Raw genomic sequence first — 14445 nt, forward strand, 5'->3', positions numbered from 1 at the left:
TTACGCCAAAATATTACGCAGGTACAAAGTCCTAGTATTTCTGTCGGGAAAGGACAACCGGAGCCTCCACGCCAAACCAACGCTTGAGCCTGAGGTATGTAGCCTTTTCCAGCCAGTGATAGCTGTAAAAGGCGCCAGATGCCGTCAGTACAATGCAAACAGGCAATATCAAGTAGGGGCTTATTCCAGTGTGCCCCACAACCCATCGCCCAGCACACAGCACCAGGTCGTGGAGCAAATACACCGAATAGGAACAATCCCCAAGCATCTTCATAAAGCGAGAGCCTTGAAAGTAAGGCTCCAGCATCACAAAACTCATCACCAGCATCGCGCTGGGCATCCCCCACTCCAACACGCGCGGTACATCGGCCCCCTGGTAAATCGCCGCACAAGCCAGCACGATTCCCAACAACGGCAGCCATGCCCTGGCCCGAAACAGGCCGCGGCGGTACAGCATGCCGATCACAACGCCCATCAGGAATTCAAAAACCATGTCCTGACGATAAAAATCGCTGGTCAAGTCGAGCGCAGGACCGATGTAGCACGCGAGAAACAGTAGCACCGCCACCACCCACAACCGATAGGACGGGGGAACCAACAAGGCGATGGCAAACAGGACATAGAACAGCATCTCGAAGTTCAGGGTCCAGCCGACATTCAGCAGCGGGTAGACCCCATAACCCCCTGGGTGTTCGGCGCAGAGAAACAGCAGCGACATGAGCGCATGACCCAGTTCGAGATGATCATCTGGAAACATCGAGGGGACGAGCGCGATTACGACAGCCGTGACCAGGGTATAGAACCAATACGCCGGAACTATCCTGGCCACTCGCATAAGTATGAATTGCCTGGGTGTCAGTGACTTGTCAGCGGTCGCCAGGAAAATCACAAGGCCGCTGATGACAAAGAATACGTCGACCCCTATACCGCCCTTATCGGCGAACACGAACTCTAGAGGATTATGTGCCTCATAATCGAAAAACGTCCCCATGAAGTGATGCCCCACCACCACCCACGCCGCCAGCGCCCGTAGCGCCTGTACTGAAATCAACATGATCGGAATACCTGTTCCACTCCCGCAAGATAGATATCCGACCGCTTCAGCACCCGCTCAGAGAGATGACTGGATCACTGCCCTTAGTTATAGGTTTTCATAGCGGTTCATGTCCAATACCCCTTCTTCCACCGGCGTGGTTTCGCGGATGTACTGCGATAAATCATGGAAATACTGCCAGAACAATGGATGACTGCGTCGCACACCCCACCGATCCACAATCTCCTCGAAACCCTTGGCATCCTTGGCCTGCTCCATTTCAGCCACGAACTCAGGCACTTCCTGGGCTGGAATATTGAACATGAAGTTCGGGTAGCTGCTCAGCACACCCGGATAAATCGTCACCGTATCCAGGCCCGGCTGGTAGCGATAAGCCTCCCCCAGCAAAAACGCGACATTACTGTGGGCACGATTGCGCAGCATGCTATAGACCACACGTTTGCCACTGGCGGTTTCAACCCGCAGCATCGTCGCTTCAGGCAATTGATCAATCACCTTGAGCCCGGCAGCTGGGCGTGAGGTCAGGCGGCTCAGGGCCTGCTCCGCATCCTGCAAGGCCGGGTCGATCCCATCGCGGGAACAATAGGCGCCGCTGCAGCGGTTGATCGGGTCCGGGCTGGCATTCAAATCGCCATAACGGGTGAGCAACTGGTTGGCAAAGTCGCGCTTCGGATCGTTTTCGTTCAGGTGCAGGCCGGTGGGTTTGTCGTCATCGATTGCCTCGTAATCCAGCCACAGCTTGAGTTTGCCGCTGTTCTGGTACCAATCGTCGAGGAAACCGTCGCGGGAATCGGCCGGCATCAAACGCAGGAAGTTCTGCTCGGCACCATTGCGGATCAGGTCGAAGTACAGCCGGGTCTGGGCCTGGTGCGACACATTGCCGAACACGTCGAAATTCACCGCCAGTTGGTAATAGGTGCGCTCCAGCAGTGGATAGTCGAACAGCCACATCGTTTGTGGCACCTCGCCGATCAGACCTTTGTTGACCGCGGCACTGTCGAAGTGGCGGAAGATGCTCAGCAAGGCATTGTCATTGCCTGCCCACAGGCTCGACCAGCTCGGCGGCGGCAGGTCGGCGTAGCTGTCGCGGCGCAACGCCTCGTATTCGTTGCGCTTATCGCGGTAGGCCAACCACAGGCTGAGCACGCTGCCCACGTCATCGTTTTGCCCCGGCATGGCCAGCAGCGGCGTGGCCTGGCCACGATAGCGCGCATCGGTGATGTACAGGTCGTGGTCCGGGTCCTGGAACAGGGTCCAGAAATTGTCGCGGATCACATCCGTGGCGATCTGCCCACGGCACACCGGCCCACGGATAAAGGTACGCACGAAGTATTCGGCGTTATCCAGCATGAACTGGTAGCGCGCCTTGGCCGGGATGGCTTCGAAGGTTTCAAAAGGGTTGGCACGGCGGCCCGGACCGTAGCCCGGCAAGGCGTTGACCTGCCAGTTGCCGGCGTAGAACAGCTCTTTGATGCGGGCCATCTTCCCGGCGCTGAACGGGTACGTAATGTGGGTTTTATGCACGATCACGCCCTGCACCGGCCACAGGCGGTAATACACGCGGGTGCCGGGGTCATCATTGGGACGGCGCGTAGCGATCAGGTCAATCGGTTGGCCACTCGGCGTGCGCGAACGCACCCACTGGAAGAAATGCCCGGGCTCGCCATTCTCGAAGTAGATGTGCGCGAGGAATAAATGCTCGAACAACCAGCGCGCCACCAGGCTTTCGCGGGCGCCGGGCTGGTTGAACAGGCTTTCCCACTGCTGCACTTGCAGGGCTTCTTTCGCGCTGGGCGCCAGGCCTTGTTCATCAATCGGCGCGCCGGAGGCAAGCCAGCGTTGCAGTGTCTGGTACTGCTGGTCCGTCAGGCCAGTGACCGCCAGCGGCATGCCTTCCCTGGGGTGGGCGCCGGCATAGGCATTGAACTCGCCGGGCATGGCGCACATGTTCTCGCGGTTCAGGCCCAGCACGATGTTTTCGGGCAGCTTGGCGTTGGGTTGCAAGGGCGCGTTATGCCCCAGCTCCAGCATGCGCGCCATCAGCGCGGCCTGGCTGCCCTGGGCGTCCAGCACCGAATAGAAGCCCTTTTGCTGCCAGGCCTGTTTGCCGAAGGCGTCATAGAACAAGCGAGTGGTCGGCGTGGCCTGGCTGCGTTCGCCATCGTAGACCGGCACTTTGCTCGCGCCGCGTGCCGCGCCCTCGGCACTGCCCAGGTTGAGCTGGCAGGCGGAGTCGTAGCAGGCATGGCAAGCCACGCATTTCTCGGTGAAGATCGGTTGAATGTCGCGGGTGTACGAAATCGCCGGGGCGGCTCCGTCGGCCTGTGCGATGCAGGCGACCAGTGCCAGGACGGCGCTGGTGATGAGGCGAAGTGACATGTATCCGGTCCCGATTCAATGCGAGCGCTGAAAAATTGCCGGTGATTCTACCGGGCCATACGCCTCTGCAACATGAGTGATATTCATGTAAAAGCCGCGCATGCTGCAAAACCACGCAGGTTTGATATGATCCATGCCCTCCGTAATGCCTGACCAGAGTAGTCCCATGTCCGATCGTAGCGTTCGTCTGCAAGCCCTTCATCAAGCCCTCAAGGAACGTATCCTGATCCTCGACGGTGGTATGGGCACGATGATCCAGAGCTACAAACTCGAAGAAGAAGACTACCGTGGCAAACGCTTCGCCGACTGGCCGAGCGACGTCAAGGGTAACAACGACCTGCTGGTGATCACTCGCCCGGACGTGATCGGCGGCATTGAAAAAGCCTACCTGGATGCCGGTGCCGACATCCTCGAAACCAACACCTTCAACGCCACCCGCATCTCCATGGCCGACTACGGTATGGAAGAGCTGGCCTACGAGCTGAACGTAGAAGGCGCACGCCTGGCACGCAAGATCGCCGACGCCAAGACCCTGGAGAACCCGGCCAAGCCACGCTTCGTCGCCGGCGTGCTCGGCCCGACCAGTCGGACCTGCTCGTTGTCGCCGGACGTGAACAACCCCGGCTACCGCAACGTGACCTTCGATGAACTGGTGGAAAACTACACCGAGGCCACCAAAGGCCTGATCGAAGGCGGCGCCGACCTGATCCTGATCGAGACCATCTTCGACACCCTCAACGCCAAGGCCGCGATCTTCGCCGTGCAAGGTGTGTTCGAGGAGCTCAATACCGAACTGCCGATCATGATCTCCGGCACTATCACCGACGCCTCCGGTCGCACCCTGTCGGGCCAGACCACCGAAGCGTTCTGGAACTCGGTGGCCCACGCCAAGCCGATTTCGGTGGGCCTGAACTGCGCCCTGGGCGCCAGCGAACTGCGTCCGTACCTGGAAGAGTTGTCGAACAAGGCCAACACCCACGTGTCCGCGCACCCCAACGCCGGCCTGCCCAACGAATTCGGCGAGTACGACGAACTGCCTTCGCAAACCGCCAAGGTCATCGAAGAGTTCGCCCAGAGCGGCTTCCTCAATATTGTCGGCGGCTGCTGCGGCACCACGCCAGGCCATATCGAGGCCATCGCCAAGGCCGTGGCCGGTTATGCGCCACGCGTGATCCCGGACATCCCCAAGGCGTGCCGCCTGTCGGGCCTGGAGCCGTTCACGATTGATCGCAGTTCGCTGTTCGTCAACGTTGGCGAGCGCACCAACATCACCGGCTCCGCCAAATTCGCCCGGTTGATCCGTGAAGACAACTACACCGAAGCCCTCGAAGTCGCCCTGCAGCAGGTGGAAGCCGGCGCCCAGGTGATCGACATCAACATGGACGAGGGTATGCTGGATTCGAAGAAGGCCATGGTGACCTTCCTCAACCTGATTGCCGGTGAGCCGGACATCTCCCGCGTGCCGATCATGATCGACTCCTCCAAGTGGGACGTGATCGAGGCGGGCCTGAAGTGCATCCAGGGCAAGGGCATCGTCAACTCCATCAGCATGAAGGAAGGCGTCGAGCAGTTCATCCACCATGCCAGGTTGTGCAAGCGCTACGGCGCGGCCGTGGTGGTGATGGCCTTCGACGAAGCCGGCCAGGCCGACACCGAAGCGCGCAAGAAAGAGATCTGCAAACGCTCCTACGACATCCTGGTGAATGAAGTCGGCTTCCCGCCGGAAGACATCATCTTCGACCCGAACATCTTCGCGGTCGCCACCGGTATCGAAGAACACAACAACTACGCCGTCGACTTCATCAACGCCTGCGCATATATCCGTGACGAACTGCCCTACGCGCTGACCTCCGGCGGCGTGTCCAACGTGTCGTTCTCGTTCCGTGGCAACAACCCGGTGCGCGAGGCGATCCACTCGGTGTTCCTGCTGTATGCGATCCGCAGCGGCCTGACCATGGGTATTGTCAACGCCGGCCAACTGGAGATCTACGACCAGATCCCGGTCGAGTTGCGCGACGCCGTGGAAGACGTGGTGCTCAACCGCACCCCGGACGGCACCGACGCGCTCCTCGCCATCGCCGACAAATACAAGGGCGACGGCAGCGTCAAGGAAGCCGAGACCGAGGAATGGCGCGGCTGGGACGTGAACAAGCGCCTGGAACACGCCTTGGTCAAGGGCATCACCACGCACATCGTTGAAGACACCGAAGAGTCCCGGCTGTCGTTCGCGCGTCCGATTGAAGTGATCGAGGGCCCGCTGATGTCCGGCATGAACATCGTCGGCGACCTGTTCGGCGCGGGCAAAATGTTCCTGCCCCAGGTGGTGAAATCCGCCCGCGTCATGAAACAGGCCGTGGCCCACTTGATCCCGTTCATCGAGCTGGAAAAAGGCGACAAGCCGGAAGCCAAGGGCAAGATCCTGATGGCCACCGTGAAGGGCGACGTGCATGACATCGGCAAGAACATTGTCGGCGTGGTGCTGGGTTGCAACGGCTATGACATCGTCGACCTCGGCGTGATGGTACCGGCGGAGAAGATCCTGCAGGTGGCCAAGGAGCAGAAATGCGACATCATCGGGCTGTCCGGCCTGATCACCCCGTCCCTGGACGAGATGGTGCACGTGGCCCGCGAAATGCAGCGCCAGGACTTCCACCTGCCGCTGATGATCGGCGGTGCGACCACCTCCAAGGCGCACACGGCGGTGAAGATCGAGCCCAAGTACAGCAATGATGCGGTGGTGTACGTGACCGACGCTTCGCGTGCGGTCGGCGTGGCCACGCAGTTGCTGTCCAAGGAACTCAAGGCCGGCTTTGTCGAGCGCACCCGCGAAGAGTACGTGGAAGTGCGCGAACGCACGTCCAACCGCAGCGCCCGCACCGAACGCCTGAGCTACCCGGCCGCCATCGCCAAGAAGCCGCAGTTCGACTGGAGCAGCTACACGCCGGTGGTGCCGACCTTTACCGGCGCCAAGGTGCTGGACAATATCGACCTCAAGGTGCTGGCCGAGTACATCGACTGGACACCGTTCTTTATCTCCTGGGACCTGGCCGGCAAGTTCCCGCGCATCCTCGAGGATGAAGTGGTCGGTGAAGCCGCGACTGCGCTGTACGCCGATGCCCAGGAAATGCTCAAGAAACTGATCGACGAAAAACTCATCAGCGCCCGTGCGGTATTCGGTTTCTGGCCGACCAACCAGGTGCAGGACGATGACCTGGAAGTCTATGGCGACGACGGCCAACCGATTGCCCGGTTGCATCACCTGCGCCAGCAGATCATCAAGACCGACGGCAAGCCGAACTTCTCCCTGGCCGACTTCGTGGCGCCCAAGGACAGCGGCGTGACCGACTACATCGGTGGTTTCATCACCACCGCCGGCATCGGTGCCGAAGAAGTCGCCAAGGCCTACCAGGACGCGGGCGACGACTACAACTCGATCATGGTCAAGGCCCTGGCCGACCGCCTGGCCGAGGCCTGCGCCGAATGGCTGCACCAGCAGGTGCGTAAAGAGCATTGGGGTTATGCCAAGGACGAGCAACTGGACAACGAGGCGCTCATCAAGGAGCAATACAGCGGCATCCGCCCTGCCCCGGGCTACCCGGCGTGCCCGGATCACACTGAGAAAGCCCAGTTGTTCCAGTTGCTCGACCCCGAGGCCCGCGAGATGCAGGCCGGCCGCAGCGGGGTGTTTCTCACCGAACACTACGCAATGTTCCCGGCGGCTGCCGTCAGCGGCTGGTACTTCGCGCACCCGCAGGCGCAGTACTTTGCCGTGGGCAAGGTCGACAAGGACCAGGTGACCAGCTACACCGCGCGTAAAGGCCAGGACCTGAGCGTGACCGAGCGTTGGCTGGCGCCGAACCTGGGGTACGACAACTAAGCCCGGCTGGATTGTCTATGCTCTCCCTCACACACCTTGTGTCGAGGGATGTATGGACGATCCAGTCAACAACAAACCCCCTACCTTCTGGCAGATGCTGCACAGCGTCGTGGCAGCCGCGTTCGGCGTGCAGAGCGGCAAGAACCGCGCCCGCGACTTCACCCACGGCAAGCCCAGCCACTTTGTGGTGCTGGGCATTCTGTTCACGGCGGTGTTTGCCTTGACGCTGTTCGGCATCGTCAAGCTGGTGCTGCACCTGGCCGGCGTCTAGCGCAGCAGCAGTTGCAGGCTGAAGGGGTAACGGTAGGACGCCGGCTTGCCGACGGCTGACAGTGCGCGGAAATCCACCGGCGCCAACGGACCGAGCAGGCGTTGCGCCTGGGTCGCATCGATCAGTTGGAACAACGCCTCCTGGCGGTCACGCCCGCCATGGGCGTCGATATTCACGCCCTTGGTATCATCGTTGATCAACACCATCGCCCAACCACCCAGGGTGGAATGGCCTGCGACCAGCGTATTCAGGCGACCATCCAAGCGTGCCTGCAAGATAGCCGGCGAGCTGTTGACGGCGCTGAACAGTACGTCCTTGCCAAGCAATCGCCCGCTCTGTTGAAAGGCCTGCATCGCCATAGACCAAATGACGCAGGCGCACCTCGAGGTGCTCGACCAAGCGCGGCGCAGGCCCTGTTCACACAACTGCGCAGCCGGAGCGGTCTTGGTGCCGGAGAACGCCAGCAGTTCGATGGATTGGCCAGCGGCAACGGGACCGTGCAGACGTAGCAGACCCGTGAGCATCAGGTAGCCGGCCTGTTCATCATCGGTGACCATGCTGGCGATCCGTAGCGCACGCGCAGATGCAGGCCGAGGTCCTTGGCACCGGCCTGCATGAATTGCGCGTAGCTGACCCGGAAGGTTTCCGTCGACATGCCCGGGTTGAGAAACACCACCGACGTGGCATGGGCCATGGCCCCATACGCCGATCCCAGCAACCACACACACGCAATCAGCACCTTCGACAGGGTTATCAAGCCTTGAACATTGACCGCCATGGATAGTGGCAAGGCGACAGTCAATCGAGGCTCTTTACTGGTGGCTCACCCAGAATACGGCGGTTCCCACCACCAGGATGATCAGAAACAGAATGGCCCAGGCATCAACGGTACTGTCAGGTTTACGGGCTTTTGTCGGATTGCTCATCGCATCGCCTCTTGTCGGTTTTATAGGAGATAACGCTTAAACACGCTCACAGTAAAGTTGACGATTGCCCGCATGACAAATGTGGGTATCGCGATAACCGTTCTCATTAGTCAATTTGGTTATTTGCATATACTCAAACATCACTTTTGCGCATAAACGCAAACTGGTATCGTGCGCCGGCTCCGTTGGGAGTGCGCGGCCGTGCGCGCAGATTTGCCGAGAACAGGACCTATATGTACGTATACGACGAATACGATCAGCGCATCATCGAGGACCGCGTCAAGCAGTTCCGTGATCAGACCCGACGCTATCTGGCAGGTGAACTGAGCGAAGAAGAGTTCCGCCCTCTGCGCCTGCAAAATGGCCTTTATGTTCAGCGCTTTGCGCCGATGCTGCGGGTGGCCGTGCCCTACGGCCAACTGACGTCGCGCCAGGTACGCATGATGGCCAAGATTGCCCGCGACTACGACAAAGGCTACGCCCACATCAGTACCCGCCAGAACGTACAGTTCAACTGGCCGGCCCTGGAAGACGTGCCGGATATTCTGGCCGAGCTGGCCACCGTGCAGATGCACGCCATTCAGACCAGCGGTAACTGCCTGCGCAACGTGACCACCGACCAATTCGCCGGTGTCGCCGCCGACGAGCTGATCGACCCACGCCCGTGGTGTGAAATCGTGCGTCAGTGGACCACCTTCCACCCCGAATTCGCCTACCTGCCGCGCAAGTTCAAGATCGCCATCAATGGCTCGACCTCAGACCGCGCGGCCATCGAAGTGCACGATATCGGCCTGGAGCCGGTGTACAACGCGGCCGGCGAGCTGGGCTTCCGCGTACTGGTGGGCGGCGGCCTCGGCCGTACCCCGGTGGTCGGCGCATTTATCAATGAATTCCTGCCATGGCAGGACCTGTTGAGCTACCTCGACGCGATCCTGCGGGTCTACAACCGCTACGGCCGTCGAGACAACAAGTACAAGGCCCGGATCAAGATCCTGGTCAAGGCGCTGACTCCAGAGGTCTTCGCCCAGAAAGTCGATGCCGAGATGGAACACCTGCGCGGCGGCCAGACCACCCTGACCGAAGCTGAAGTGCATCGTGTGGCCAAGCACTTCGTCGACCCTGAGTACAAGGTCCTGAGCAATCAGGACGCCGAGTTCGCCGCGCTGGATAAAGAACATCCAGGCTTCGCCCGCTGGCGTGCCCGCAATACCCTGGCGCACAAGAAGCCGGGTTATGTGGCGGTGACCCTGTCGTTGAAACCTACCGGCGTAGCGCCGGGCGATATTACCGACAAGCAGCTGGACGCCGTCGCCGACCTGGCCGAGCGCTACAGCTTCGGTCAACTGCGCACCTCCCACGAGCAGAACATCATTCTCGCGGACGTTGAGCAGAGCCAGTTGTTCACTCTGTGGGGCGAGCTGCGCGAAGGCGGTTTCGCCACGCCGAACATCGGCCTGCTGACCGACATCATCTGCTGCCCGGGCGGCGATTTCTGCTCCCTGGCCAACGCCAAGTCCATCCCGATCGCCGAATCGATCCAGCGCCGTTTCGACGACCTGGACTACCTGTTCGACATCGGCGAGCTGGACCTGAACATCTCCGGTTGCATGAACGCCTGTGGTCACCACCACGTCGGCCACATCGGCATCCTGGGCGTGGACAAGAAAGGCGAAGAATTCTACCAAGTGTCCCTGGGTGGCAGCGCCAGCCGCGATGCGAGCCTGGGCAAGATCCTCGGCCCATCCTTCGCCCAGGAAGCCATGCCCGAGGTGATCGGCAAGCTGATCGACGTGTACATCGAACAGCGCACCGAAGATGAGCGCTTCATCGACACCTACCAGCGCATCGGCATCGACCTGTTCAAGGAGCGCGTCTATGCAGCGAATCATTAAGAACAACGAAGTCCTCGACGAAACCTGGCACCTGCTGCCCAAGGACGCGAGCTTCGACGGCATTTCCAACTGCGACGACCTGATCGTGCCGTTGGCCCTGTGGCGCGAACACGGCCACGCCCTCAAGGCCCGCGACGGCGGCCTGGGTGTGTGGCTGGACGCCGATGAAGAAGCCGAGGAGATCGGCGACGACGTGGAACACTTTCAGGTCATCGCCCTGAACTTCCCGGCCTTCACCGACGGTCGCAACTACTCCAATGCGCGCCTGCTGCGTGACCGCTACGGTTACAAGGGGGAGTTGCGTGCGATTGGCGACGTGCTGCGCGACCAGCTGTTCTACCTGCGCCGCTGCGGGTTCGATGCCTTCGCCCTGCGCGCCGACAAAGACCCGTACGAAGCACTGGAGAGCCTCAAGGACTTCTCGGTGACGTACCAGGCGGCAACGGATGAGCCGTTGCCGTTGTTCCGCCGGCGCTGAATCGCTGCAAATGAAAAACCCTGGCATGCCAGGGTTTTTTCATGGGTTGGATTTGATCGACGCCAGCACCTGCTTCTGCCCCATCGAACACGGCACCCCTTCCGGCTGCGCCTGCACTGCCTCGATCACACCCAGTAGTTGCGCCTTGCTGTGGGCCAACTGCGCCTGCATGGCTTCAATCTGCTCCACCTTGCGCTCCAGCGCTTCGAGCAACGCCTCACGCTTGTGCTCCCCTGGCGCGGGCATCAACGCCTTGAGTTCCTGCAAGGTGAACCCGGCCTGCTGCGCGCTCTGGATCAATTGCAGGGTCTGCAATGCTTCGGGTGCATAGCGTCGATAGCCGTTGGCCTGCCGCCCCACTTGGCTGATCAGGCCCTGCGCCTCATAGAACCGGATACGCGACGCCGCCAGCCCACTCTGTTTTGCCAGTTCTCCAATATTCATCGAACTACCTGCTTGACCTTAAAGTTACCTTTAAGCTTAGCCTGAGGCCTCCCCTGCTCAGGAGTCAACTCATGTCGCCCTTTGAAACTCTGCAACTGCCCAATGGCCAAGTCCTTTCCAACCGTATCGCCAAGGCGGCGATGGAAGAGAACATGGCGGACGCCCGGCAAGCGCCCTCCCCCGAGCTGAAGCAGCTCTACACGGCCTGGGCCGATGGCGAGCCGGGCCTGTTGATCAGCGGCAACGTGATGGTCGACCGCCGCGCCATGACCGGCCCCGGCGGCGTTGCCCTTGAGGACGAGCAGCAACTGCAGCGCTTTCGCGAATGGGCCGACGTGGCGCGGCGCAAGAACGTGCACTTCTGGGTGCAACTCAGCCATCCTGGGCGCCAGACACCCGCCAACCTGCGCCAGCAGGCCATTGCACCGTCCGCCGTGGCGCTCGACCTCGGCGGTTTCTCAAAGATGTTTGCCACGCCCAAGGCCATGACCGAGGCCGACATCCAGGACGTGATCCAGCGCTTCGCCACCAGCGCCCGCCTGGCCGAGAAAGCCGGTTTTACCGGCGTACAGATCCACGGTGCACACGGCTACTTGCTCAGCCAATTCCTGTCGCCGTTGAGCAACCAACGGACGGATCGCTGGGGCGGTTCACTGGAGAACCGTGCACGCCTGCTCCTGGACGTGATCCGTGCGGTACGCGACGGTGTCAGCCCGTCGTTTTGTGTGTCGGTCAAACTCAACTCCGCTGATTTCCAGCGCGGTGGGTTCGAAGAAGCGGATGCACGCGCCGTGGTCGAGATGCTCAATCCGCTGTCCATCGACCTGCTGGAATTGTCCGGCGGCAGCTATGAAGCACCGGCCATGCAAGGCGAAGCACGGGACGGCCGGACCCTGGCCCGGGAGGCGTATTTCCTTGAATTCGCCAGCGAAGTCGCCGCCATTGCCCAGATGCCCGTGATGGTCACCGGCGGCATCCGTCGCCTGCCCATCGTGCAACAAGTGCTCGACAGCGGTATCGCCATGGCCGGCATCGCCACCGCCCTGACGCTGGAACCGCAACTGATCCAGCACTGGCGCGAAGGCCGCGACCCCAACCCGCAACTCAAACCCATCGACTGGAAGCGCAAGCCCCTGGCATCCCTGGCCATTCTCGCCGTGGTGCGCTACCAGATGCGTCGCCTCAGCCGCGGCCATCTGCCCAAGGCCCACGTCGCACCTTGCATGGCGCTGGTGCGTGACCAATGGTTTCTGGCCCGGCGCACCCGGCAATATCGCGCGGCCATGACGCAATCTTCACATTAAAGGCGGAGCATTCGCCGTGATCGAACTGTCCCCTATTGATCAGCAGTTTTTAACCTCACTGACGATTGGAGTTCTTCATGGCGAAAATCAACCTGGCCCAGCAATTGGCGACCACCCTTGAACAGGCGGGCATCAAGCGCATCTGGGGCCTGACCGGCGACAGCCTCAACGGCCTCACCGACGCGCTGCGCACCATGGACAGCATCGAGTGGATGCACGTGCGCCACGAAGAAGTGGCGGCGTTCGCCGCCGGCGCCGAAGCGGCTGCTACTGGCGAGCTGACGGTGTGCGCTGGCAGTTGCGGGCCGGGCAACCTGCATTTGATCAACGGGCTGTTCGACTGCCATCGCAACCATGTGCCAGTGCTGGCGATTGCCGCGCAAATTCCATCTTCAGAGATTGGCCTGAACTACTTCCAGGAAACCCATCCCCAGGAACTGTTCAAGGAATGCAGCCACTTTATCGAGCTGGTCACCAACCCCGAGCAGATGCCCCAGGTACTGCATCGCGCCATGCGTTCGGCGATCCTCAATCGCGGCGTGGCCGTGGTGGTAATACCGGGCGATGTATCGCTGCTGGAGGTCGAGGACAAACTCAAGCCGTGGCCCGCCCTGCATGCACCGCGTACGCTGCCAGCGGAACAGGACCTGCAACGCCTCACCGATATCCTCGAAAACAGCCGCAAGGTCACCCTGCTCTGCGGCAGCGGGTGTGCCGGAGCCCATGATCAAGTGGTCGCCCTCGCCGACGCACTGGGCGCCCCCGTGGTACACGCGCTACGTGGCAAGGAGCATGTGGAGTGGGATAACCCGTTCGACGTCGGCATGACCGGCCTGATCGGTTTCAGCTCCGGCTACCACGCCATGCTCGACTGCGACACGCTGATCATGCTCGGCACCGATTTCCCTTACCGCCAGTTCTACCCCACCGACGCCAAGATCATCCAGGTCGACCGCAACCCACAGGCACTCGGTCGACGTGCCACGCTGGACCTGGGTATCGCCGCCGACGTCAGCGAAACCGTCGCTGCGCTGCTGCCAAGGTTAACGCGCAAGACTGATCGCAGCTTTCTCGAAACGTCCTTGAAGCATTATGAAAAAGCCCGTCAAGGGCTGGACGACCTGGCCCAGCCGTCGAAAGCCAACCGGCCGATTCACCCACAGTACGTGGCACGCCTGCTCAGTGAGTTGGCGGATGACGATGCGATCTTCACCGCCGATGTCGGCTCTCCCACCGTGTGGGCAGCGCGCTATTTGAAGATGAACGGCAAGCGCCGCCTGATCGGTTCGTTCAACCATGGTTCGATGGCCAATGCCATGCCCCAGGCCATTGGCGCGCAGGCGGCATTCCCCAATCGCCAGGTGATCTCGATGTCGGGTGACGGCGGTTTCGCCATGCTGATGGGCGATTTTATTTCGCTGGCGCAACTGAAGCTGCCAGTCAAAGTCATCGTATTCGATAACTCGTCCCTGGGCTTTGTCGCCATGGAAATGAAGGCGGCGGGCTACCTGGACGCCGGCACCGAGCTGAAAAACCCGGATTTCGCCGCCATGTCCAACGCCATGGGCATCCTCGGCATTCGCGTGGAGCAATCCGAAGACCTGGAACCGGCCCTGCGCCGCGCCCTGGCCCATGACGGACCGGTGCTGGTGGATGTGGTCACCGCCACTCAGGAATTGGTGATGCCGCCGACGATCAAGCTGGAACAGGCCAAGGGGTTCAGCCTGTACATGCTCAAGGCGGTGATGAGTGGGCGTGGCGATGAGGTGATCGAACTGGCACGCACCAACTGGCTGCGCTGAACCCAACGTGGGAGCTTG

The 14445-nt window shown here is 61.0% G+C and carries 9 protein-coding genes and 1 pseudogene; 6 read left to right on the top strand and 4 right to left on the bottom strand.

The features are described 5' to 3' along the window. Window positions 1-31: 31 nt before the first annotated feature. On the bottom strand, window positions 32-1054 hold the full coding sequence (locus tag BFN10_RS17115; RefSeq protein WP_071490670.1) for an acyltransferase family protein: 1023 nt from the start codon (window positions 1052-1054) through the stop codon (window positions 32-34). A gap of 87 nt (window positions 1055-1141) precedes the next feature. After that, on the bottom strand, window positions 1142-3433 hold the full coding sequence (locus BFN10_RS17120; protein WP_071490671.1) for a fatty acid cis/trans isomerase: 2292 nt from the start codon (window positions 3431-3433) through the stop codon (window positions 1142-1144). 166 nt (window positions 3434-3599) lie between these two features. Between BFN10_RS17120 and metH the strand changes: the two genes are divergently transcribed. Both metH and BFN10_RS17130 read left to right on the top strand, forming a co-directional pair. After that, window positions 3600-7310, top strand: a complete 3711-nt coding sequence (gene metH, locus BFN10_RS17125; RefSeq protein ID WP_071490672.1) for a methionine synthase — start codon at window positions 3600-3602, stop codon at window positions 7308-7310. A gap of 52 nt (window positions 7311-7362) precedes the next feature. Beyond that, window positions 7363-7581, top strand: coding sequence for a DUF2970 domain-containing protein (locus tag BFN10_RS17130; protein WP_058426282.1), 219 nt, complete (start codon window positions 7363-7365; stop codon window positions 7579-7581). Here BFN10_RS17130 and BFN10_RS17135 read toward each other — a convergent pair. Further along, a pseudogene (locus BFN10_RS17135) lies at window positions 7578-8329 on the bottom strand (type 1 periplasmic-binding domain-containing protein). The gene BFN10_RS17130 and the pseudogene BFN10_RS17135 sit on opposite strands and share 4 nt — an antisense overlap. 411 nt (window positions 8330-8740) lie before the next feature. Between BFN10_RS17135 and BFN10_RS17140 the strand changes: the two are divergent. Further along, on the top strand, window positions 8741-10399 hold the full coding sequence (locus BFN10_RS17140; RefSeq protein ID WP_071490673.1) for a nitrite/sulfite reductase: 1659 nt from the start codon (window positions 8741-8743) through the stop codon (window positions 10397-10399). Continuing rightward, on the top strand, window positions 10383-10877 hold the full coding sequence (locus BFN10_RS17145) for a DUF934 domain-containing protein (RefSeq protein ID WP_048727764.1): 495 nt from the start codon (window positions 10383-10385) through the stop codon (window positions 10875-10877). The genes BFN10_RS17140 and BFN10_RS17145 overlap by 17 nt, the downstream gene beginning before the upstream one ends. Before the next feature lie 39 nt (window positions 10878-10916). Here BFN10_RS17145 and BFN10_RS17150 read toward each other — a convergent pair whose 3' ends face one another. Further along, entirely contained in the window at window positions 10917-11321 is a 405-nt protein-coding gene (locus BFN10_RS17150; protein WP_071490674.1) for a MerR family transcriptional regulator, read from the bottom strand. Between the two features lie 71 nt (window positions 11322-11392). On the opposite strand from BFN10_RS17150, the gene BFN10_RS17155 reads away from it, so the two are divergent. Then, a complete protein-coding gene (locus BFN10_RS17155) occupies window positions 11393-12625 on the top strand; it encodes an NADH:flavin oxidoreductase/NADH oxidase family protein (protein WP_071490675.1) in 1233 nt (410 codons plus the stop codon). A 77-nt stretch (window positions 12626-12702) separates the two neighbouring features. After that, window positions 12703-14427 carry a ubiquinone-dependent pyruvate dehydrogenase gene (gene poxB / locus BFN10_RS17160; protein WP_071490676.1) on the top strand — a complete coding sequence of 575 codons (1725 nt, stop codon included), beginning with the start codon at window positions 12703-12705 and terminating at the stop codon, window positions 14425-14427. Window positions 14428-14445: the final 18 nt, after the last annotated feature.

This window comes from Pseudomonas extremorientalis, from assembly GCF_001870465.1.
Classification (GTDB): Bacteria; Pseudomonadota; Gammaproteobacteria; order Pseudomonadales; family Pseudomonadaceae; genus Aquipseudomonas; species Aquipseudomonas extremorientalis.

Coding starts and splice junctions, on each gene's coding strand:
- BFN10_RS17115 (WP_071490670.1), bottom strand. CDS start 1,054: ATGTTGATTTCAGTACAGGCGCTACGGGCGCTGGCGGCGTGGGTGGTG.
- BFN10_RS17120 (WP_071490671.1), bottom strand. CDS start 3,433: ATGTCACTTCGCCTCATCACCAGCGCCGTCCTGGCACTGGTCGCCTGC.
- metH (WP_071490672.1), top strand. CDS start 3,600: ATGTCCGATCGTAGCGTTCGTCTGCAAGCCCTTCATCAAGCCCTCAAG.
- BFN10_RS17130 (WP_058426282.1), top strand. CDS start 7,363: ATGGACGATCCAGTCAACAACAAACCCCCTACCTTCTGGCAGATGCTG.
- BFN10_RS17140 (WP_071490673.1), top strand. CDS start 8,741: ATGTACGTATACGACGAATACGATCAGCGCATCATCGAGGACCGCGTC.
- BFN10_RS17145 (WP_048727764.1), top strand. CDS start 10,383: ATGCAGCGAATCATTAAGAACAACGAAGTCCTCGACGAAACCTGGCAC.
- BFN10_RS17150 (WP_071490674.1), bottom strand. CDS start 11,321: ATGAATATTGGAGAACTGGCAAAACAGAGTGGGCTGGCGGCGTCGCGT.
- BFN10_RS17155 (WP_071490675.1), top strand. CDS start 11,393: ATGTCGCCCTTTGAAACTCTGCAACTGCCCAATGGCCAAGTCCTTTCC.
- poxB (WP_071490676.1), top strand. CDS start 12,703: ATGGCGAAAATCAACCTGGCCCAGCAATTGGCGACCACCCTTGAACAG.